The sequence below is a fragment of the Anaerococcus marasmi genome (genome assembly GCF_900290195.1).
GTDB lineage: Bacteria > Bacillota > Clostridia > Tissierellales > Peptoniphilaceae > Anaerococcus > Anaerococcus marasmi.
In genome coordinates this window covers 745817-769761 of record NZ_OLMF01000004.1, presented here as the reverse complement: position 1 = coordinate 769761, position 23945 = coordinate 745817, and the positions used below count along the sequence as shown (strand labels likewise).

General features: G+C 38.4%; 15 protein-coding genes. 11 read left to right on the top strand and 4 right to left on the bottom strand.

The genetic code is table 11. The features are described 5' to 3' along the window. The first annotated feature begins 136 nt into the window (after window positions 1-136). The 5 genes from secA to C7D97_RS03980 all read left to right on the top strand — a co-directional run bounded on the left by secA (window position 137) and on the right by C7D97_RS03980 (window position 9493). The gene (gene secA / locus C7D97_RS04000) at window positions 137-2851 is read left to right on the top strand and encodes a preprotein translocase subunit SecA (protein ID WP_105301853.1); all 2715 of its coding nucleotides are present in this window, start codon (window positions 137-139) and stop codon (window positions 2849-2851) included. 1 nt (window position 2852) lies between these two features. Beyond that, window positions 2853-3957, top strand: a protein-coding gene (prfB, locus tag C7D97_RS03995; protein WP_105300834.1) for a peptide chain release factor 2 whose coding sequence is annotated in 2 segments (ribosomal slippage) — window positions 2853-2927 and window positions 2929-3957 — 1104 coding nt in all. Because the reading frame shifts where the segments join, the coding sequence is not laid out codon by codon here. Window positions 3958-4066: 109 nt separating this feature from the next. Further along, window positions 4067-5149 (top strand): tryptophan--tRNA ligase, encoded by a 1083-nt coding sequence (gene trpS, locus C7D97_RS03990; protein WP_105300833.1) that lies wholly within the window; start codon window positions 4067-4069, stop codon window positions 5147-5149. A gap of 1627 nt (window positions 5150-6776) precedes the next feature. Continuing rightward, a complete protein-coding gene (locus tag C7D97_RS03985) occupies window positions 6777-8069 on the top strand; it encodes a sodium-dependent transporter (protein ID WP_105300832.1) in 1293 nt (430 codons plus the stop codon). 119 nt (window positions 8070-8188) lie between these two features. Beyond that, window positions 8189-9493 carry a sodium-dependent transporter gene (locus tag C7D97_RS03980; RefSeq protein ID WP_105300831.1) on the top strand — a complete coding sequence of 435 codons (1305 nt, stop codon included), beginning with the start codon at window positions 8189-8191 and terminating at the stop codon, window positions 9491-9493. Between the two features lie 327 nt (window positions 9494-9820). On the opposite strand, the gene C7D97_RS03975 is transcribed toward C7D97_RS03980, so the two are convergent. Beyond that, window positions 9821-11293: an aldehyde dehydrogenase family protein gene (locus C7D97_RS03975; protein ID WP_105300830.1), complete on the bottom strand. Its 1473-nt coding sequence runs from the start codon at window positions 11291-11293 to the stop codon at window positions 9821-9823. 1127 nt (window positions 11294-12420) lie between these two features. After that, the gene (locus C7D97_RS10490; protein WP_158679111.1) at window positions 12421-12594 is read right to left on the bottom strand and encodes a hypothetical protein; all 174 of its coding nucleotides are present in this window, start codon (window positions 12592-12594) and stop codon (window positions 12421-12423) included. Window positions 12595-12788: 194 nt separating this feature from the next. On the opposite strand from C7D97_RS10490, the gene C7D97_RS03970 reads away from it, so the two are divergent. From C7D97_RS03970 to C7D97_RS03955, 4 genes are all read left to right on the top strand, one after another. Then, window positions 12789-13082 (top strand): ArsR/SmtB family transcription factor, encoded by a 294-nt coding sequence (locus C7D97_RS03970; RefSeq protein ID WP_105300829.1) that lies wholly within the window; start codon window positions 12789-12791, stop codon window positions 13080-13082. 17 nt (window positions 13083-13099) lie between these two features. Beyond that, window positions 13100-13324 carry a cation transporter gene (locus C7D97_RS03965; protein WP_040398200.1) on the top strand — a complete coding sequence of 75 codons (225 nt, stop codon included), beginning with the start codon at window positions 13100-13102 and terminating at the stop codon, window positions 13322-13324. A 3-nt stretch (window positions 13325-13327) separates the two neighbouring features. Then, window positions 13328-15175, top strand: a complete 1848-nt coding sequence (locus C7D97_RS03960; RefSeq protein WP_105300828.1) for a heavy metal translocating P-type ATPase — start codon at window positions 13328-13330, stop codon at window positions 15173-15175. A gap of 212 nt (window positions 15176-15387) precedes the next feature. Further along, the gene (locus C7D97_RS03955; protein WP_105300827.1) at window positions 15388-15771 is read left to right on the top strand and encodes a hypothetical protein; all 384 of its coding nucleotides are present in this window, start codon (window positions 15388-15390) and stop codon (window positions 15769-15771) included. Window positions 15772-16687: 916 nt separating this feature from the next. Here the strand turns inward: C7D97_RS03955 and ppdK are convergent. Continuing rightward, window positions 16688-19318, bottom strand: coding sequence for a pyruvate, phosphate dikinase (gene ppdK / locus C7D97_RS03945; RefSeq protein WP_105300825.1), 2631 nt, complete (start codon window positions 19316-19318; stop codon window positions 16688-16690). Next, on the bottom strand, window positions 19315-20130 hold the full coding sequence (locus tag C7D97_RS03940; RefSeq protein ID WP_105300824.1) for a pyruvate, water dikinase regulatory protein: 816 nt from the start codon (window positions 20128-20130) through the stop codon (window positions 19315-19317). The genes ppdK and C7D97_RS03940 overlap by 4 nt, the downstream gene beginning before the upstream one ends. 446 nt (window positions 20131-20576) lie before the next feature. Between C7D97_RS03940 and C7D97_RS03935 the strand changes: the two genes are divergently transcribed. Next, window positions 20577-23216, top strand: coding sequence for a valine--tRNA ligase (locus C7D97_RS03935; RefSeq protein WP_105300823.1), 2640 nt, complete (start codon window positions 20577-20579; stop codon window positions 23214-23216). Continuing rightward, window positions 23216-23944, top strand: coding sequence for a class I SAM-dependent DNA methyltransferase (locus C7D97_RS03930; protein WP_105300822.1), 729 nt, complete (start codon window positions 23216-23218; stop codon window positions 23942-23944). Before C7D97_RS03935 ends, C7D97_RS03930 begins: the two co-directional genes overlap by 1 nt. Window position 23945: the final 1 nt, after the last annotated feature.

Genomic DNA, 23945 nt, shown 5'->3' with positions numbered 1-23945 from the left:
AATTAACTGGTATAGTAGTAGGAGCGAATATTTGAAGTGTAAACATTTGATAAATCACATTTATGCTTTAAGATATAGAAAAACCTATAGGAAGCTACATAATTTGCTTTCGTAGGAGAATTGGAGAGTGAATAATTTGGCATTATTTAATTTTTTTAAGTCATTTAGCCAAAAAGAAATTGATCAAAATATGAAACTTGTCGATCAAATTCTTGCCCTAGATGAATCAATGCAAAAACTGACAGATGTACAATTACAAAACAAAACTAGTGAATTTAAGCAAAGACTAAGCCAAGGCGAGACTGTTGATGACCTTTTGGTTGAGGCTTTTGCTGTTGTTAGAGAAGCAAGTTCTAGAGTTCTTGGAATGAAGCACTATCCTGTCCAACTCTTAGGTGGTATTGTTCTTCACAATGGACAGATCGCAGAGATGAAGACAGGTGAAGGTAAGACACTTGTTGCAACCCTTCCTTCTTATCTTAATGCCCTAACTGGTAGGGGAGTCCATGTAGTTACAGTAAACGACTACCTAGCTAAGCGTGACCAAGAGTGGATGGGTAAGGTACATACCTTCCTCGGTCTTACTGTAGGATGTATTGTTTATGGTCTAACTAATTCTGAAAGAAGAAAGAATTACCTTGCAGACATCACTTACGGAACTAACAACCAATTTGGTTTCGATTATCTAAGAGATAACATGGTAATCTACAAGGACGATATGGTTCAAAGAGACCTTCACTATGCAATAGTTGACGAGGTCGACTCAATCTTAATCGATGAGGCTAGAACTCCACTTATTATTTCTGGCCAAGGAGATGAGTCTACAGATACTTACGTTAAGGCAAATGAGTTTATCCAAACCCTAGAAGGAAGAATCCTTGATCCTAATGAGGATGCTGATATCGACCCATTCGACAGGGAGTTTAAGGTAGAAGATGTTGATTTCCTAGTAGATGAGAAGAGAAAATCATCCAACCTTACAGAAAAGGGAACTGCCAAGGCAGAGAAGTTCTTTGGCATAGAAAACTTATCCGATACTGATAATATCGAGCTTGCCCACTATATCAACAATGCCCTAAAGGCAAATACTACTATGACAAGAGATATCGACTATGTAGTAAATCACGGCGAGGTTGAAATCGTAGATGAGTTTACTGGTCGTATCATGCAAGGTAGGAGATTCTCAGATGGTCTTCACCAAGCCATAGAGGCCAAAGAAGGAGTTGAGGTTAAGGCAGAAAGCAAGACTCTTGCTACAATTACCTTCCAAAACTACTTTAGGATGTATGACAAGCTATCTGGTATGACAGGTACAGCTATGACAGAAGAAGACGAGTTTAGCGAAATCTACAAGCTTGACGTTGTTGAAATCCCAACCAACAGACCTATTCAAAGACAAGATGATGTAGACTATGTATATATCAACGAAACAGGTAAGTTTAACGCAATTATAGATGAGATTAACAAGGTGCACGCTACAGGTCAACCAATACTTGTAGGTACTATCTCTATAGAAGCAAGTGAGAGATTGTCCAATGCCCTAAGAAAGGCTGGTATTTCTCATACAGTCCTCAATGCGAAAAACCACGAGAGAGAGGCTGATATTGTTGCCCAAGCTGGTAGATTAAACCAAGTTACTATCGCAACCAACATGGCAGGACGTGGTACAGATATTATGCTCGGTGGTAACGTGGACCATATGGCTATGACTAAGCTAAAAAGAGAGGGTGTGGCAGAGGATGTGCTTGAACAAGTAGATTCATTTGCAGAAACTACCGACCAAGCTGTCCTTGATGCTAGAAAGAAATATAGACACTACAAGGATGTCTTTAGACCTGAAATCAAGGCTGAAGCTGAGAAGGTTAAGGAAGCGGGCGGACTTTATATCATAGGTTCAGAAAGACATGAATCTCGTCGTATAGATAACCAGCTTAGAGGTCGTTCAGGACGTCAAGGAGACCCAGGTAAGTCAAGATTCTTCATATCACTTGAAGATGATCTAATTAGACTTAATGGTGGGGAAGCAGTGGCTAAGTTTGTTGAAAAATACAACTATGACGAAAATGAGCCAATAGTTTCTAGGATGGTATCTAAGTCTGTAGAACGTGCCCAAACAAGGGTTGAAGCTAACAACTTCGCTACAAGAAAAAGAGTCCTCCAATATGACGATGTTATGAACAAGCAAAGAACTATCATCTACAACGAAAGAAGAGAAGTTCTCTTTGGTCAAGATATGAAAGAGACTATTGTAGCAATGATGAAAGATGTAATAGCAAATGCTGTTTACACCTTTACTAACCCAGAGATCAAACCAGAAAACTGGGAGATGACAGCCCTACTAAACTATCTCCATGGACTTGCTATGCCTGTAAAGAGCCTTCACTTCGAAAACATCAACTCTTACAGCCAACAAGACCTAATCGATTATATTACAGATGCGACTCTTGCCAAATACGAAGACAAGGAAGCGACCTTCGGATCTGAGAATATGAGAGAGGTAGAAAGGGTAATCCTACTTAGGGTAATAGATCAAAAATGGATGGATCATATCGATGCTATGGATCAAATGAGAAAAGAAATCGGTGTAAGAGCTATGGGACAAGAAGACCCAGTAAGAGCCTACACTAACGAAGGTTTCGACATGTATGAAGATATGACAAGATCAATCCAAGAAGACACTGTTAAGTACATGCTAAGCGTTGAGATCAGACAAAACATTGAAAGGAAACAAGTCCTAAGACCTAGCGAAGAACGCCTAGAAGACCAAGAGGAAGAAGACTTGGAAGGTCTTAATAGAGCAGAACGCAGAAGACTCGAACGTGAAGCTAAAAAGGGTAATATAAAGAAATAATATGAAGGAAATATTTGAATTAAGATCTGATATAGAAGATCTAAGCCAAAAACTAAAACTAATCGGAGACTCTCTTTGACCCAGCTAGCTTGGAAAAAGAGATAAAAGAACTCGAGAAACAATCTGCTAGCCCTGATTTCTGGAATGATTCTGATAAGGCCCAAAAGATAATGGCGGACCTATCAAATAAAAAAGATGAACTTGCTGACTACAAGAAGCTTGAAAGTGGAATAGTAGACAATACCGATATGCTTGATCTTGTGGAGATGAGCGAAGAGAAAGAGACAGATACAATAGAAGAAGTCGAAGATTCCCTAAAAAAGCTTAATAAGCTTGCCACTCAGATGAAGCTTAGGACCCAACTTGATGGGGAATATGACAAGAACAATGCCTATATATCAATCAATGCAGGTGCAGGTGGGCTTGAGGCTACAGACTGGGCGGATATGCTCTTTAGGATGTATAAGAGATACTTCGACAGCATCGGCTTTAAGTATGAGATCAAAGATTTAAACAATGAAGAAGCAGGTGGAATCAAGTCAGCCACCATGCATGTTACTGGTCCTTATGCTTACGGATATCTTAGGGCGGAGAAGGGAGTCCACAGACTTGTGAGGATTTCCCCTTTCGACAGCCAATCCAGAAGACATACTTCCTTTGCATCTGTGGATGTATTCCCAGAGCTTGATGATAATATAGAACTTGATATCGACCCATCAGACCTAAGAATAGATACCTACAGGGCAAGTGGAGCAGGAGGTCAGCACGTAAACAAGACCGACTCTGCCGTAAGAATCACCCACATACCAACTGGAGTAGTTGCGACAAGTCAGGCAGAGCGTAGCCAAATCCAAAATAGACAGACAGCAATGAATCTTTTGAAAAGTAAGCTTGTTCAGATCAAAGAAGAAGAGCAAAGAGAAAAAATCGAAGACATACAAGGAAGCTATTCCCAAATTGCTTGGGGAAGTCAAATCAGATCCTATGTTTTCCAACCTTATACCATGGTCAAAGACCACAGGACGGGATTTGAGATGGGAAATGTGGAAGCTGTGATGGATGGAGACATCCAAGGCTTTATAGATGCTTTCCTTGCTGATAAATAATCGGGACTGTTTATAAAATGATAGCTGCATCCTGTCAGAGAATTATAGGAAGTTCTCTGATGGGGCGCTTTCATAGGGCAGGCCCGTTTTTTTAAAATAAGGAGGAATTTTGAAAGATATAATACTAACAGGTGACAGACCAACAGGCAGACTTCACCTAGGACACTACGTAGGAAGCTTAAAAAACAGAGTCGTTATGCAAAATGAGGGTAATTACGATAGGATGTATATCATGATCGCAGACAGTCAAGCCCTCACAGATAACTTCGACAACCCTGGAAAAATCAGGGAAAATCTCATTGAAGTAGCCCTAGACTATCTAAGTGTGGGACTTGATCCAGAAAAGGTCACATTCTTCGTCCAATCTCAAGTCTCAGAGCTAACAGAGCTTACCTTCTACTTCCTAAATCTAGTAACCCTATCAAGACTTGAGAGAAATCCAACAGTTAAGTCAGAAATTAAACTAAGGGACTTCGAAACATCCCTACCAGCAGGATTTCTAATATATCCTGTAAGCCAAGCCGCTGATATCCTTCTTTTTGATGCTAATATAGTTCCAGTAGGAGAAGATCAAGAGCCAATGCTTGAGCAAGCAAGAGAGATTGCTAGAAGCTTCAACCACATCTATGGAGAGACTTTCGTAGAACCTAAGGCAGTTCTTCCAGAAGCGAAAATCGCAAGACGTATGCCAGGAATCGATGGAGGGGCTAAGATGAGTAAATCCTTGGGAAATGCAATCTATCTAGCAGATGACAAAAAAACTGTCAAAAAAAAGGTAATGAGCATGTACACAGACCCTAACCATATCAATATAGAAGATCCAGGTAAGGTTGAAGGAAATATCGTCTTTACCTACCTAGATGTATTCTCAAAACCTGAGCACTTTAAGGAATTCCTTCCAGATTACGAAAACCTAGACGCCCTCAAAGACCATTACAGAAGGGGAGGTCTGGGAGATGTCAAGGTAAAGAAATTCCTAATCAAGGTCCTAGAAGATGAACTAGAGCCAATTAGAAAAAGACGTGCCGAATACGAAAAAGACCTAGAAAAAGTATTTAAAATCCTAGAAGAAGGAACAGCAAAAGCAAGAGAAGCTGGAAGAGAAAAGGTCGAAGAAGTAAAAAAAGCCATGGGCATCAACTACTTCGAAGATGATAAGCTAGTACAAAGCTTGCAGGAAAAATATAAATAAGAGTTTCCCTCTAGCCTTATGGATGGCTTAAGTCGAGACATCTCATAACTACAGTTTATGTATAATAATTGGCGAGAGGGTATTTTTCCAGTTATCCACCTCGACAGAGCTTCCACGTGGAAGCGACGAGAGGTCTACAGAACCTTGGGACATGTTTGGTTGGAGATTTGGATATTTAGGTGTCTGCGTAGATAACTTGAACTTTTATATCTACATGTCATCTTAGACTGGAGACCTCTCGTCGCTGCGCTCTGTCGAGGTGGCTGTATCTAGCTATAATACTGGGACTAAAAGAATTATACTTTTACTATTTCTCATGAGATTTCTCCATTCACTTCGTTCGGTCGAAATAAGGTCGCCCTCCTGTTGGGCCACTGTTTGTCTGAAAGACAAATAGTGTAGTGACCTTTGTTTTGTAGAAACAAAGGTCAAAAGAAGGCCGAATGGCGTTCTAATAATTTTAGAAAACTTCGTTTTCTTACATTCCCTTATCTCGAGCGTAGTCGAGATATCTCTTAATATAGAAAACTATAATCTACAGTAGATCGAACTTTATGTGAGAGGTCTACAGAACTATGGGACATGTATGGTCTGAGACTTTGTTAGATAGGTATTCTCGTAGATAGGTTAATCTTTATAATGCACATGCCATCATAGACTTTAGACCTCTCGTCGCTGCGCTCTGTCGACGGTAGTTTTCGGGCTCAGAGACTAGCCCGTCCGGCTCTAGGAGGACTTCGCCTCGCAAAGCCTCGATTTTGAACTCTTCGAGTTCTTGGAACTTATTTTTCAAATAAGTCCCACTAATTCGATTTTTTCCAAATCGAAGCCCGACCGCCCGGCACGGTTTCATCAGTTAGCTATGCTTACTGTGACAATTCCATTAGAGATGGCGTAAATCCTGTTTAAGTTTATCTCAAGGTTATACTTTTCTGTTTTGATATTGGTAAAAGCTAGAGGCTTCTCCACGTTGGTCGAAGCAAGGGAAGGGGTAGGAAAGCTAGCTTTCCCACATTGCCCTTATATCGAGCGTAGTCGAGATATCTCATCAAGTTCTCCTTATGTCGAGCGTAAGTCGAGATATCTCTTACTATATAATATATTTTATTAAAAATTCCCAATTCCTCCACCTCGAACTTTAGGTGAGAGGTCTACAGAACCTTGGGACGTGTATGGTCTGAGACTTTGTTAGTCAGGTATTCTAGTAGATAACTTGAAATTTTATATCTACATGTCATCATAGACTGTAGATCTCTCAGTCGTACCTCCTTCGAGATGGCGTATTCGTTGTTTAACTATTATATAAATGTATACACGATTATATTCTGATATCTTTAATACAATTAGATTTCTCCATTCACTTCGTTCAGTCGAAATAAGGTCGCCCTCCTGTTGGGCTACTGTTTGTCTTATAGACAAATAGTGTAGTGACCTTTGTTTTGTAGAAACAAAGGTCAAAAGAAGGCCGAATGGAGTTCTAATAATTTTAGAAAACTTCGTTTTCTTACATACCCTAGTCTCGAGCGCAGTCGAGAGATCTCTTAATGATTATTAAGCCATAGGCATTAATGGGTAGAGATTTTGTTTAATCTTTACTTTTACTAGCTTATTTATAGAAAGGAATAATATGAACAAATTTAATTCTAGACTTGGCTTTATACTAACGGCGGTGGGATCTGCTGTTGGTATGGCCAATGTGTGGGGCTTTCCTTACAAGCTCCAGGAAGGGGGACTTTTTTTCCTCTTAATCTATATCTTCTTTATAGGTCTTTTTTCCTATGTAGGGCTTTCAAGTGAGTTTGCTATAGGAAGAATTGCTGAGGCAGGCACTATCGGATCTTACGAGAAGGCCTTTGAAAGCAAGGGAAAAAGCCCTAGGCTTGGACGAGCCATATCAATTTTTCCTCTTATTGGCCTTATACTTCTTACAATTGGTTATGCAGTTGTAGTTGCCTATATTTTCAAGGCCTTGGTTGATTCTGCTACTGGGACTTTGATGAATGTTGATGTAGGAAGTTGGTACAGGGACTTATCTGAAAGGGACTTTTCAGTTTGGCCTTATCATCTTTTAGTAATTATTTTGACCTTGATTAACTGTCTTGGTTCTGCCAAAACTTTAGAGAAATCAAGTAAATTTATGATGCCAGCCTTTTTCATCCTTTTTATTGTTATTGCTATCAAGATCATCAGCCTACCAAACGCTATCGAAGGTTATAAGTATATGTTTAGGATGGATAGGTCGATGATAAGTACTGGAAATGTAGTATCAGCCATGGGTCAGGCCTTCTTTTCCTTATCTATTACAGGCTCTGCTATGATGATCTGTGGGGCCTATCTTCACAAGGACGAGGATATAATATATTCATCTAAGATGACAGGACTTCTCGATACAATAGCTGCAATGGTTGCTGCCTTTGTGATGATTCCTTCTGTCATAGTTTTCTCTATGGATCAGGCAGGAGGTCCGGGGCTCTTGTTCCAAGTTTTACCTACCATCCTACAAAATATAGAAGGAGGAAGGTTCTTTTCAATCATCCTCTATCTTGCTGTATTATTTGCAGGTATTTCTTCACTTCAAATAATGTTTGAGGTAGTAGTAGAGTCAGTGACTTATGTATTTAAAAAATTGGATAGAAAAATTGTCCTAATAGCAATAGCGACCTTGGTATTTCTAGTAGGTATGAATATAGAAAAAATAAGCCAGTGGGGTCCTTTTATGGATATTATATCAATCTACATCATTCCTATAGGGGCTATGATTGGTGCTATAACTTGGTTTTATGTTCTGGACAAGAAGACTCTAATAGAAGAGATCAACCTAGGTTCTACTAGAAGATATGGTGGGAGTTGGTATAGGATAGGAAAGTATCTCTATACACCACTTGTTATAGTGATTTGTCTTTTGACAATAATAATGTAAAATCCCCTCGGGGATTTTTTAAATGGAAATTTTAGAAAAAACTTTACTTATATAAAGTTTGGGATATAATACTAACATACTTTAAAGCGATATAGACATATTAAAGTTAAGGAGTTTATATGAATAAATTTAATTCAAAAATTGGTTTTATATTGACAGCGGTTGGTTCTGCTGTCGGCATGGCAAACGTCTGGGGTTTTCCTTACAAGTTCCAGCAAGGAGGTCTAGTATTTTTCCTAGCTTATTTGGTATTTATAGTTATTTTCTCCTATGTTGGACTATCTAGTGAGTTTGCTGTTGGTAGACTTGCAGGGACTGGAACCTTGGGTGCTTATTATAAATCTTTTAAAAGTAAGAATAAGGATACCCTTATAGGAAAATATATAGGATTTATCCCTCTATTGGGTTCCTTGCTTATAGCAGTAGGCTATGCTGTAATTGTTTCTTATATAAGTAAGGCCTTAATCGATTCTCTTACTGGATCATTGATGGAAGCTGATACAGCGACTTGGTTTGATAGCTTCTCCCAAAATCCTTACTCAGTAGTTGGATTTCACCTTGCCATTATTGTGCTAACATTAATTACCTGTATAGGAGGGGCTAGGACGATAGAGAAATCTAATAAGTTCATGATGCCTACTTTCTTTGTTCTTTTTGTTATTTTGGCAATTAAGATTTTAACTCTAGATGGGGCAATCGAAGGTTACAAATATATGTTTAGATATGACAGTGATGCTCTTAATATAAATACCATAGTCCAAGCAATGGGCCAGGCCTTTTTCTCCCTTTCTGTAACAGGGTCTGGAATGATAGTTTGTGGAGCCTACCTAAGCAAGGACGAAGATATTGTATCTTCATCAAAAATGACTGGTCTTCTAGATACTATAGCGGCCTTATTATCATCCTGCGTTATAATCCCTGCTATAATGGTCTACAAGATGGATCAGGCGGGAGGGCCAGGTTTATTGTTCCAAGTCTTACCAACCATCCTACAAGATATGTTCTTAGGTAGATTATTTGCAATAATCTTATATCTTGCGGTGATCCTTGCAGGTATTTCATCCCTACAAAATATGTTTGAAGTAGTAGCAGAGTCGCTTATGAACAGGTATCCAAAGATAAAAAGAAATATCGCCCTAGTCTTAATTGGAATTTTCGTTTTTGGCTTGGGAGTCAATATGGAAATGATTAGCCAATGGGGACCATTTATGGACATAATCTCAATCTACATCATTCCAATTGGAGCTTCTATAGGAGCTGTGACTTGGTTTTATGTATTGGCTAAGGATAAGCTAATAGGTGAGATCAATCAAGGGTCTTCTAAAAAATACGGTGATAGCTGGTACAAGATTGGAAAATATATCTATACACCAATTGCTATTATACTTTGCGTCATAGCCTTGATATTTAAAGTTTCATTCTAAAAGTAAAAGCCAATCCACTAAGGGGTTGGCTTAAACTGTAGACAAAAGTAAAAATCGCCCTTATTTCGACCAGGTAAATAGCCATTGAATTGGCTATTTACCCCTCTGACTAGTGCGAAAGCACGGAAAAGTTACTAAGTAACGAGTCAGAGTACGTAGTGAGTGGAGAAATCTAATGAGATCTCTCCATGCGTTCGCTTCGCTCGCTTAGTCGAGATAAGGGTAGCTTCACGATAGGATAAGTTTCAATCAAATCTACTTTGCCTACCCTCTGAGCAAATCTAATAAAGGGTTGGCTTTTAACATGCGTATTTTAATTTCAGTATTTTAATAGAAACCCAATTTTTCTTTGGAAGAATCTATGATGATATTTTTAACTTGGCTGTAGGCATCGAGGGCAAGCTTATCTGTTTCCCTACCTATACCAGAATCCTTGTAGCCACCAAATGGTGCGCCTGCTGGGAATTGGTTGTAGGTGTTAACCCAAATTCTTCCGGTTTTGAGTCTATTTGAAACATCCATTATCCTATATAGGTCGTTGGAGTAGATTCCTCCACCAAGGCCGTAGTGGGAGTCATTAGCCATTCTAATAACATCGTCCTCGTCCTTGAATTTCTTTATTACAACAACTGGTCCAAAAATCTCTTCTCTGTAAGCATCATTATCTTCTGGAACGTCGGCAAGGATAGTAGGTGCGAAAAAGGCTCCCTTATCTAGGCCATTTTCTGTAAGTCTCTTACCACCTGTAAGAACTTTTGCTCCAGCATCTCTTGCTTTTTTGATGAATTCTTCTATAACTGGGATTCTCTTCTCATCTCTTAGAGCACCCATTTGTGTGCCTTCTTCTAGAGGGTTGCCTACTTTTACATTTTCGAAGGCTTTAACAAGTTTTTCTACAAATTCATCGTAGATTCCTTCTTGAATAAAGAGTCTAGATCCTGCTGAGCAAACTTCTCCTTGATTGAATAGGATTCCAACTTGCGCACCTTCTAGGGCCTTTTCTATATCGGCATCGTCAAAGATGATATGAGCTGACTTTCCACCAAGCTCGAGTGTTGAAGGAATCAAGTTTTCTGCTGCAGAAATACCAATATGGCGGCCAACACTTGTAGAACCTGTAAAGGCAAGCTTATCCACGCCCTTGTGGTGTTGGAGGTATTCCCCAGTAACAGAACCCCTACCACTTACAACATTGATAAGTCCCTTTGGAAGGAGGTCTTCGATTCTTCTGATCATCTCAAGTAGACCTATAGATGTATTTGAAGAAGGGGAGATTACTATAGTGTTTCCTCCGGCTATAGCTGGCGCAAGCTTCCAGGCAGCCATAAGAAGTGGGAAGTTCCAAGGAATCATTTGAGCTACAACTCCAAGTGGCTCTCTTTTTCTAATTGAAACAAATCTTCCGTCTAGCTTAGAAATTTCATCTTCATCAGCTCTTAAGAGGGAAGCGAAATATCTAAAATGATCTACAACCCAAGGAAGGTCAACTGTCTTAGTCTCACGAATTGCCTTACCGTTATCCATAGTCTCGATTGTGGCAAGGTCTTCTAAGTTTTCCTCGATCCTATCGGCTATCTTAAATAGGAGGCTTGCACGTTCTTCCTTAGAGAAAGATCCGTATTCTCCTTCAAAACATGCCCTAGCAGCGGAAATCGCCCTATCTACATCTTCATTGTTTGCAGTAGCAAACTCAGCAATTTTCTCACCTGTAGCAGGATTTATCGCATCAATATACTCGCCTGATGCTGGCTTAATCCATTCGCCATTAATATACAAATCATATCTATCTTGAATTTTCATAAAAACTCCTTAAATTATTATTCTTTCTTACTAGTAAAAATAATACCCAAGTGGGATAGTTAATAAACAATTATTTACTATAGGTGGATAAAATCCTAAGAAAATATTTTGTAAATGATACTATTTTGACTATGTTATCAACTTATGTTTGATGTTCTTATAATATATTTAATTGCACGAGGTTTCGACAGTCCTTCTTGAGCCGGACGGGCTTGCTTCTAAATAATAGAAGGGGAGAGAAAACTCCGTTTTCTTACCCCTTATGTCGAGCGTAGTCGAGACATCTCCTACCATATAATTTTTTATTAGAAATTTCCTCATTCCGCGACCTCGACAGAGCTTATATAGGGAAGCGACGAGAGGTCTACGTGTTTTATTGGAGATTTAGTTATTTAGTTATTTACGTAGATAACTTGAACTTTTATATCTACATGTCATCATATACTGTAGATCTCTCGACAAGCTCGAGATGGCGTAGTTTCTGTTTAAGTTTATCTGAAGGTATATACTGTTTTGATATTTGTAAATGCTAGAGGCTTCTCCACCTTGGTCGAAGCAAGGGAAGGGGAGAGAAAACTTCGTTTTCTTTCCCCTTATGTCTAGCGTAGTCGAGGCACCTCTTAACATAATCTTTATTCTTATTAAAAATCCCCTAGTTACGCCACCTCGAAAAAAGCCCGTCCGGCTCATAGAGGACTATGTGAGAGGTCTACAGAACCTTGAGACGTGCTTGATTTGAGTTTTTGTTATTTAGTTATTTAAGTAGATAACTTGAACTTTTATACCCGCATGTCATCACAGACTGTAGATCTCTCAGTCGTGCCTCCTTCGAGATGGGGGTAATTATGAGAATTACTATAATGCTGGGTCTAAAAGAATTATACTTTTACTATATCTCAAGAGGCTTCTCCATTGCGTTTATTACATCCACTCCAGTCGAGGAAGGATCTTTGTTTTGGCATCTCTGATTTTTTATATGATACATTCGAGGAAGGATGTTTTATATGGACCTCTTGTTTACGTTCATTTACACTCACTCCAGCCAAGGAAGCTTTTTTCGCTTTAGCTTTTTGCCTATAGGTTTATGAATATATAAAAAATCTCCCTTTCTTGGGAGATTAGTCAACTTAATTAGGTACGTATCTTTGATTGCCATCTTCTTCCTTTTTGTCTAGTCCATAAACTACGGCACCTATTAGAAGTACGATAAAACCAAGTCCGCCTCTCTTATCAAAAAACATATAAACAGAGAATAGCATAGCTATAATACCAATAATTTTTTCAATTTTTGCTTTATCCATATTTATTCTTTTCTTATATTATCATATATTTACTTTATACTCAAAATTAGAACTATTGATAGGATTATTAGACTTAAAACAAAGACAGAAGTCAAATATTCATATATTAAAATTATTCACATATAAATTTGACATTAGAAAGACATATGCTATAATGTTCATATAAGCATATATTCATATGAACGGAGGTGATAATGATAACTATCAAAGATGAGGAAATTTTATTTGATTTAGCTGATCTTTTTAAGGTTTTTGGTGATTCGACTAGGATTAGAATCATGAATGTGCTTTTTAGTGGGCCTACTTCTGTAGGCGAAATTGCAGAAATCTTGGATATGAGCCAGTCGGCTATAAGCCACCAGCTAAAGAGCTTGAAGGATAACAATTTGGTCAGTTCCAAGAGAAGTGGCAAGTCAATATACTACGAACTTGCCGATGACCACGTCAAGACGATTTTTATGACAGGATTAGAACATATTAAAGAATAAAAGAATAGGAGAATATAATGAAAGTTAAATATAAAGTAGAAAGTGATGACCTATGCCCAAATTGTGCAGCAAAGATTGAAGAGGCTGTTAAAAAAATAGATGGAGTGAATGATGCCAACCTATCATTCCTAACTTTGAAACTAAAGATGGACTTAGCTGATGGTGCTAATGAAGATGCTATCTTTGATGAGGCTAATAGACTTGCTGATAAGCTTGAGCCAGGGACTGTCTTAGTGAGGTAGGATATGTTTGAGTCTATGACAGATGCTCACAAAAAGGAGCTTAGTAAACTTATAGCTATAGGTATTTTTACTGCTATATTAGCAGTATTAAGTAATACTATAGGTGAAAATATATGGATTGTGGGTGGGTTTTTATTAGCCTACTTGCTATCCGCATGGAATGTTTTGATAAAAGGGTTTAAGGGAATCATCCGTGGCCAGGCCATGGATGAGAACTTCCTTTTGTCTATAGCATCAATTGCAGCCTTTCTCTTGGGCCAATATATAGAAGCAATTGCTGTAATACTTTTTTATAATTTTGGTGATTTATTTGAAAATATAGCAAGCCATAAGTCCCGCCAAAACATAGAAGGACTCCTAGACTTAGTGCCTGATGTGGCCAATAAGGTAAACCCAGATGGTTCTACTACAGAAATCGACCTAGATGATGTAGAAGTAGGAGATATCCTCCTGGTTCGTGATGGTGAGAAAATTGGTGTGGATGGTGTCGTTATAGAAGGTCATGGCCTCCTTGATACATCCTCTGTCACTGGAGAATCCATGCCAGTAGAAGCCGAAGTAGGGTCTGAGGTTATATCTTCATCGCTTCTTACTGAGGGTATTATCAAAATACGCGCCCAAAAAGAATTTGATGATTCTGTTGCAGCAAAGATTATGGAGATTATAGAAGATTCCGCAGAAAGTAAATCTCAAAGTGAAAAGATGGTAACAAGGTTTGCCAAAATCTATACCCCAATTGTTGTAGCTATTGCGCTTATAGTAGCTATCATCCCTCCCCTATTTTTTGGAGTAGATTGGTATGACTCTATATTCTTGGCAGCTACATTTTTAGTAATATCATGCCCATGTGGCCTAGTATTATCAGTCCCACTAAGCTTTATGTCAGGCCTAGGACTAGCTAGTGAAAATGGAATCCTTATAAAAGGAAGCCAGTATTTTGAAGGACTAAAAAATGCCAAAGTCCTATTATCAGATAAGACCGGAACCCTTACTACAGGGAATTTCAAAGTAAAAGATATAGAATATTTTACTGACCATGATAGGGAAAAAATCCTCGATTATATATACAATATCGAGCTAATGAGTACCCATCCTATCGCAAAAGGGATAGTAAAAAGTCTAGACCGTGATGAAAAACATGATTTGTTTGAAGAAGTGACCAATGAAAAGGGCCTTGGTGTAAGAGCTACTAGCAAGGATGGCGACCTAATCAAGATAGGTTCTGCTAGATTTATTGGCTATGATGGAGAAGAAAATGACAGGGCAATCTATGTATCTATAGATGACAAACTTGCTGCAAAAGTAATAATCGAAGATGAAATCAAAGACCAATCATTTGAAACTATAGAAGATCTTCGCAAGCATTTTGAAAATATAGCTGTAGTATCAGGCGATGGCAAAAATGCAGTTGAAGAAACAGCCAAAGAACTTGGCCTAGATGACTACTACGCAGAAGTCATGCCAGACCAGAAGCTAGAAATTATGAAAGGCTACCAAGATAAAGGACTTCCTACAGTCTTTGTAGGAGATGGTATCAACGACGCCCCAGTCCTTACCAATGCAGATGTTGGTATATCAATGGGAGAAACAGCATCTGATCTTGCTATAGAATCATCCGATATACTCGTAGTTAACGGAGAATTTAGAGAGATGAGCAAGCTAATGAAAATCTCAGATCTTACCAATAGAACAGTAAGGCAAAACGTGACTTTCATAATGGCAGTCAAAATAGGAATCCTAATAGCAGGACTACTAGGATACGCAAATATGTGGCTAGCAATATTTGGAGATGTTGGAGTTACAATAATAGCAGTCCTATGGGCAATGAGGATACTAAAAAAGAAAATATAAATACATTCCCTAGGAAAGTCATGAACTTAACTAGGGATTTTTATTTGCAAAAATAGCTTAAAACGATAAAAAAATAAAGACAAACGCCAGTTTATGCTGGGGGTTGTCTTCGGTCTGATCAGACAACTTTGTCTGATTTTTTGGACAAAATTATGATAAAATATAAAATCGAGGTATAGTTTAGGAGTAGAAATGAATAAAGGGAGAAATATATGAATAAAATATTTGCAATATTATTAGCAACAAGCCTAGTAGGCGGTGCGGGATATGCTAAAAACATGGACAATCCGCAAAATGAAACTGAATCAAATATATGTATAAATGAAGATTCTTATTATCACAATCACATGCACAGAGACTGCGAAAACCATATGGCAGACTATTGTGATGAAACATACAAAAGTGAAGGCTACCAAGCTTGCAAAGATTTTATGAACGAAAGCTACATGGATATGCAAACATGCAAGCACTCCACCAATAAAAACTCTTATGATACTTGCCATAGAGTAGGAAAAGAGAAAAGAAATAAAAACCATCATCATATGTCAAGGAAATTTTCTAATAGAAATGATGAATGTAAGAAACATATGAGATAATCTAGAACCCACAGTATTAATTGTGGGTTTTTTATTTGGAAAATTAGAGGAAAAAGTAAAACGAAGTGGACTTCCTTGAGCGGAACAATAGCGAAGTCGAAAGGTCTAGTTTGGATAACTGCTGTCTTAGATATGGTAAGTTGTAAATTTGCTTCGTATTGACTTAGAAACTTCCTGAATAGATTTCTTCGCAAGGTCGAAATATCTCATATTAAAAATTCTACTCTCCGCCTCGAAAAAAGCCCGTCCGGCTCTGAGAGGACTAGGTGAGAGGTCTATAGAACTTTGGGACATGTTTGATTTAAGATTTTGCTATCTAATTATTTATGTAGATAGCTTTAACTTTCATTACCGAATGTCATCATAGACTGTAGATCTCTCACATTCGTTCGAGATGGCTTAGCTTTTTTGAGTTTATCTTAAGGTACATACCTTGCTGTTTTGATATTGGTAACTCTGAGAGATTTCTCCAGTCCTCCATGAGCCGGACGGGCTTGCTTCGAAACAAGGGATATGGAGAGAAAACTTTGTTTTCTTTCCCCTTATGTCGAGCGTAGTCGAGACATCTCTTATCATTTAATATATTTTTTATTAAACATTCCCACAGATAACCACCTCGAACTTTAAGTGAGAGGTCTACAGAACTTTGGGGCGTGTATGGTCTGAGACTTTGTTATTTATGTATTCTAGTAGATAACTTGAACTTTTATACCCACATGTCATCATAGACTGCAGATCTCTAACATCCATTAGAGATGGCGTTAATGGAAGTTTTGATTTAATTATGAGTTTTAAAATAATTATAATTTTACTATTTCTCATGAGGCTTCTCCACTCACTGCGTTCAGTCGAAATAAGGGGAAGGGGAGGGCAAAGGAAAAGACCTACAAGCATTTGCTTATAGGCCTTATTTTTATTATTTGTTTCTTGGGTTTTCTATTGAAGCTTGGGCAGCGGCAAGTTTTGCTATTGGTACTCTATATGGAGAGCATGATACATAGTCTAGTCCTACTCCGTATAGGTATTTAACTGTGGATGGTTCACCACCGTGCTCACCGCAGATACCGACGTGGAGTTTGTCGTTTGCTTTTCTTCCCTTTTCTACTGCAGTTTCAACTAAGAATCCTACACCCTTTTGGTCAAGTACTTGGAAAGGATCTTTTTCGAAGATGTCCTTTTCGATGTAGGCTGGTAGGAACTTACCTGCGTCATCTCTTGATAGACCGAAGGTCATTTGTGTAAGGTCGTTTGTACCGAAACTGAAGAAGTCAGTTACTTCTGCAATCTCATCTGCAGTGATTGCAGCTCTTGGTATTTCTATCATTGTACCTAATAGATAGTCTATTTTCTTTCCTTTTTCTTCAAATACTTTTTCTATTTCTTCTTTAACAGTCTCTTTTACTCTAGATAATTCTACTACATCACTTGATAGTGGAATCATGATTTCTGGAACTACCTTTATTCCATCTTCGTGGCAGTGGAGAGCTGCTTGGATGATGGCACGAGCTTGCATTTTTGCAATCTCTGGATAGATTATAGCAAGTCTTAGTCCTCTAAATCCGAGCATTGGGTTTACTTCTTGAAGTTCTTCTATTCTTTCCTTAACTCTTGCTGGTTGGATGTTTAGTTCAAGGGCAAGGTCTTTGATTTCTCCTTCTCCCTTTGGTAGGAATTCGTGAAGAGGTGGGTCAAGGAGTCTAACTGTTACTGGTCTTTCTTTCATGAGTGAGTAGATTTGGTAGAAGTCGTCTTCTTGCATTGGAAGGATTTTCTCTAGGGCAGCTTCTCTTGTTTCAAGATCACTTGCTAGGATCATCTTTCTTACTTGGAAGATTCTGTCTTCTTTAAAGAACATGTGCTCTGTTCTACATAGACCGATTCCTTCAGCACCGAAGTCTAGGGCTTGGGCTACATCTCTTGGTGTATCTGCATTTGTTCTTACTTTCATGTCTCTAAATTTGTCAACCCAACCCATAAATGTACCGAAGGCACCGTGGAGTTGAGGTGGTTGAGTTTCGAGACTTCCCTTATAGATGGCACCTGTTGTTCCGTCGATAGAAATAACATCGTCTGCTGTAAGTATTTCGCCAGCAACTCTTACTGTATGTTCTAATTCGTCAACGTGAAGTTCTCCAGCTCCTGCAACACAGCATTTTCCCATACCTCTGGCAACTACTGCAGCGTGGCTTGTCATTCCTCCACGAGCTGTAAGGATTCCCTCAGCAGATACCATTCCTTCAAGGTCTTCTGGTGATGTTTCTTCACGGACGAGGATTACTGCTTCACCGTCAGCTGCTCTTTTGGCTGCTTCTTTGGCAGAGAAGGCAATTTTACCTACTGCAGCTCCAGGAGATGCGGCAAGTCCTTTTGCGATAGGTTCATTTGCTTCTTCAGCCTCTTGTGTAAAGGTAGGGTGGAGGAGGCCGTCAAGGTCCTTTGGATTAACTCTTAGGACTGCTTCTTTTTCATCTATTAGGCCTTCTTCTACAAGATCAACTGCAACCTTAACTGCTGCTTGGGCAGTTCTTTTACCGTTTCTTGTTTGGAGGAGGAAGAGCTTACCATCTTGGATAGTAAATTCCATATCTTGCATGTCTTTGTAGTGGGCTTCTAGCTTTTCAGATGTTTCGAAGAATTCCTTGTATACTTCTGGCATAGCTTTTTCTAGGGTAGCTATCTCTTGAGGAGTCCTTACACCTGCTACTACGTCTTCACCTTGGGCATTGATTAGGTATTCACCGAATAGGACATTTTCTCCAGTAGCTGGGTTTCTTGAGAAGGCTACACCAGTACCTGATGAGTCGCCCATGTTACCAAATACCATGGATTGTACGTTAACGGCTGTTCCCATAGCATCATCTATATCGTTTAGTTTTCTGTAAAGGATTGCTCTTTCGTTACCCCAAGATCTAAATACAGCAGATATTGCAAGATCAAGTTGCTCTCTAGGCTCTTGTGGGAAGTCTTCTCCCATTAGCTCTTTGTATTTTGCCTTATATTCTTCTACTAATTCTTTGAGGTCATTTGCATCAAGTTCTGTATCAAGGTCGACACCTTTGGCTTCTTTTTTGGCAGTAAGGAGTTTTTCGAAGTTGTTTTTGTCAAGCTCCATAGCAACGTCAGCAAACATTTGGATAAAACGTCTGTAAGAGTCATAGGCGAATCTTTCGTTGTCAGTTTTCTTAGCAAGGCCTATTACAGCATCATCATTAAGACCTAAGTTAAGGATAGTATCCATCATACCTGGCATGGAAATTGGTGCTCCAGATCTAACTGAAACTAGAAGAGGATCTTCTGTAGAACCGAAAGTTTTTTCGTTTGCTTCTTCCAAGTCTTTGATATGTTCTGTAACTTCCTTGTTTAGATCATCCCAAAGCTTCTTATCTTCTTTGTAAAATCTGGTACAAGCCTCTGTAGTGATTGTAAAACCATATGGTACTCTGATACCGAGGTTGGTCATCTCTGCAAGGTTTGCACCCTTACCACCCAAGAGGGCTCTCATTGACATGTTTCCTTCGTTAAAGTTATAAACGTATTTGTTTGTCATTTTTCTTTCCTTTCCAATAACTTATTTTTGTTTAAATAATTGATAATGATATCTGAAGTTTCCTCTATAGACCTGTTAGTCACGTCGATTACAAAACAGTCCAAATCCTTCATCAAATCTTCTGCATATTTTAGCTCAGCTTCAATCCTTTCCCTACTAGAGTAGATTGAATCGCCAATTAACTTAAGCGACTTAAGTCTTTCATCCCTTACACTTTTAAGTCTATCCTTATCGATTGTAAGGCCTATTATGCGTCTGGGATCGATTTCAAAAAGCTCTCTTGGAGCCTGCGAGTCCACAATCAAGGGTATGTTGGATACCCTTAGGCCCTTACTTGCCAAATACATGGATAGGGGAGTCTTAGAAGATCTAGAAACTCCTATAATAGCTATATCACAAAACTTAATACCCCTAAAGTCTGCCCCGTCGTCATATTTGATGGCGAAATCTAGGGCATCTAGCCTTCTCATATGATTTGAATCATAGGCATTGATAAGTCTTTGCTTATCACAGGGCTTTTGATTAAGAATCTTTGAGAGGCTGTTGATAGAATAAGCCATAAGGTCAATTGTCTCAATCTCTTTAGTCTGGGCAAAAGTTTCAATATAGGCACTCATCTTAGAATCTTGGAAAGAGTGATAAATTATTATATTGTCGGTCTTAATACTCGCTAATAAATCAGAAAGCTCGTCTATTTCCTTGACTTGAGATTTGATAATAATATTAGAATTTATATCAAACTTGCTCAAGGAGAAATGGACTATCTCTGATATAGCAAGGCCAGCTGTATCTGAAATAATATAAATATCCAAATTTCCTTCACTCCTTTGTGCGATCCTAGATATATTATATCAAATTTTTCACGATATGAAAACTTTTCCATTAAATTTTTATATATTAAGTAAAATGCAAGGTTTAATCTATGAAAATACTTTCAGAAATGTAAGAATATGAAAAAATATGACAAATCAGAGAATAAATTTAGGACGAATTATCCTAGAAGGGATAGATTGACAAAATAGATAAAGAAAATATAATAAATACAATATCGAAACAATAAAAGAGGAGTAGGAAGGGATTATTTCTAGAGAGGAAACGGGAGCTGGAAGTTTCTAGTATGAACTTTTGAAGGTTGCTTTTGTAAATGTTTCATGTCGCACGCATTGGTGCAAAGAGAGTCTTAATTAAGAAAATTAGGTGGTAACACGGTCATTCGTCCTATGTTGTTATCACCTTTTTTATTTTTAAAGGAGTTATTATGGATACAAAATATAATCCAAATCAGTTTGAAAAAGAAATCTATGAAAAATGGGAGAAGGGTGGTTACTTTAAGGCCAAGGTAAATCCTGACAAGAAGCCTTATACTATAGTTATGCCACCTCCAAATGTTACAGGCTACCTCCACCTAGGCCACGCCCTAAATAACACTATCCAAGATATCATCATTCGTTATAAGAGGATGGCAGGCTTTGAAGCCTTATGGATACCTGGAACGGACCACGCTTCTATATCTACCGAAAGTAAGGTCGTAGATAAGATATCTAGCGAGGGAAAGACTAAGGCTGACTTAGGTCGTGAAGGCTTTCTTAAAGAAGCTTGGGACTGGACAGATAAGTATGGCGGAAGAATTAAGGAACAACTTCGTACAATCGGTGTATCCTGTGATTGGGACCATGATTCCTTCACTATGGATGAAAATTTAACCAAGGCGGTAAAGAGAGTCTTCAAGAAGATGTATGACGATGGCCTAATCTATAGGGGAAATAGGATAGTTAACTGGGACCCTAAGGCAGAAACTGCTATATCAGATGCAGAAGTATATCACGAAGACCAAGTAGGACACTTATGGTATATCAAGTATTTCTTTGAAGATAGCGATGAATATGTGACAATAGCCACAACTAGGCCAGAAACTATGCTGGGAGACTTGGCAGTTGCAGTAAACCCAGAAGATCCTCGCTTTAAGGATAAGATAGGCAAGAACTTGATCCTTCCTCTAATTGGCAGGAAAATTCCTCTCATAGAAGATTCCTATGTAGATATGGAATATGGTACAGGTCTTGTTAAGATTACTCCATCCCACGACCCTAACGACTTCGAAGTAGGGGCACGTCACGACCTTGGCCAATGTGTAGTCATAGATACCAAGGCTCATATTGTAGATGGTTACGGCAAATACTCCGGCATGGATAGGTATGAGGCCCGTAAGGAGATGATAAAGGATTTAGAAGAAGCTGGTCAGCTTGAAAAAATCGAAGAAATCGAGCACTCTGTAGGTTATTCCGAAAGGACAAAGGTAGTAATTGAGCCATTAATATCCAAGCAATGGTTTGTCAAGATGGATGAATTTGCCAAGATGTGTATAGATGCCTACGATAAGGGTGAGGTAAAACTTATACCAGATTCCCTATCTAAGACATATATGAACTGGCTAAATAACATCAGGGACTGGACCATCTCCCGTCAACTATGGTGGGGACACAGACTTCCAGTTTTCTATACAGATGATGGAGAAATTATTGTATCTGAGGATGAACCAGACGAAAATGGCATGCTCGAAGGAGTCCATGTAACTCAAGATGAAGATACCCTAGATACCTGGTTCTCATCAGCCCTATGGCCTTTTGCAACTCTTGGTTGGCCAGATGAAAACGAAGAATTAGATTATTTCTTCCCAACAGATATCCTAGTTACAGGTTACGATATAATCTTCTTCTGGGTAATTAGAATGATCTTCTCTTCAATTTATAACACAGGCAAGGTTCCTTTCCACCACGTTCTATTTACAGGACTAATCAGAGACCCTCAAGGTAGAAAGATGAGTAAGTCCTTAGGAAATGGTGTAGATCCAATCGATGTTGTAAATGAATACGGAGCAGATGCCCTAAGATTTACCCTAATAACAGGAAACTCTCCTGGAAATGATATGCGTTATGATGAAAAGAGAATCCTTGCTAGCAGAAACTTCGCCAACAAGTTGTGGAATGCTTCAAGATTTGTCCTAATGAATATAGAAGAAGGAGATGACCTAGACTTTAAAGGGGAAAATCTTGAGCTTGAAGATAAGTGGATCCTTAAGAGACTTAACGATGTAATAGTAGATGTCAGCAAGAACCTCGACAAATACGAAATCGGTCTTGCAGCAGATAGGATTGAGGATTTTATCTGGAATGAGTATTGCGATTGGTATATAGAATTTGCTAAGATTAGACTTTACGGAGATGACGATGCGGCAAAAGCTAATGTAAAGAAAGTTCTTCTTTATGTTTTAAAGAACATGCTAGTTCTCCTCCATCCATTTATGCCATTTATAACAGAAGAAATCTATTCATCCCTTCCAAACAAGAAGGACCTCTTGATAGTAGAAAACTGGCCTGAGTTTAATAAAGATTTTGACTTTGTCAATGAAGAAAGCAATGTCAACTCTGTAATCGAAGCAATAACAGCCATAAGAAACCAAAGAGCTACCTTAAATGTACCAGCTAAGACTTCTCAAAAACTTACAATCCTAGTAGAAAATAAGGAAAATATCTCCCTAATCGAAGAAATCAAGGATCAATTTGTAAATCTTGCTAAGGCAAGTGGAGTTGAAGTTTTGGCCAAGGAAGATAGTGAAATTGCTGATGAAGAAGGCATAGTAAGGTTAGTATTCAATGAATTTTCTGTCCTAATGAGCCTTGATGAGTTGGTAGATTATGAGAAGGAAAGAGCTAGACTAAAAGATGAGATCAAGCGTCTAGAAGGTGAAATTAAAAGAGCTAGTGGCAAGCTTTCTAACAAGGGCTTTGTCGAAAAAGCTCCAGAGAAGGTAGTGAATGAAGAACGTGAGAAACTAGCGGGCTACGAAGACCTACTAGCAAAAACTAAGGCTTCCCTAGAAGAAATCAAGGATAAATAATGTACGACGACTTTTCTTACATCTATGACAAACTAAGCTTTGACCTAGATTATGAAAAATATGCAGGGAATATAAAATCTCTTGTTAAAAAACACGGGATAGAGAAGGAAAACATGCTAGAGCTTGCAGCAGGCTCTGGAATGCTTACCAGATATTTCTTTGATGAATTCGAAAATATCGACGCCCTAGATATATCGGGGAAGATGCTAGAAGTTTTTGCAAACAAATACGACCCTTCTAATGTAAATCTCATCCACTATGATATGGTTGAATATGTCAAGGAAGATACCTATGATCTCATAGTAATCCTCCTAGATTCTGTAAATTATGTGACAGAGAAAGAGGACCTGACGAAGCTTTTTAGAAATTGCTATGCTAGCCTAAAAAAGGGCGGACTTTTGGTCTTTGATATCAATTCGCCTTACAAGATTAGGGAAGTTTTTGGCAATGAGTGTTATGTCTATGAATATGAGGATATCTTCTACACTTGGGATAACTTCTATGAAGATGAGCTTTGTGATATGCATTTGGAGTTTTTCGTGGAAAATGAAGATGGATCTTACAGGAGAATATCAGAATTCCAGCAGGAAAGACTCTACGAGATAGAAGAAGTTAAAGAAATAATCGAAGATATTGGCTTTAAGAATGTAGAAATCTTTGATGAAGATGATATGGGAAGTGTCAAAGAGGAGAGTTTAAGGATACTTTTCTCACAGACAAAGGAGTAAT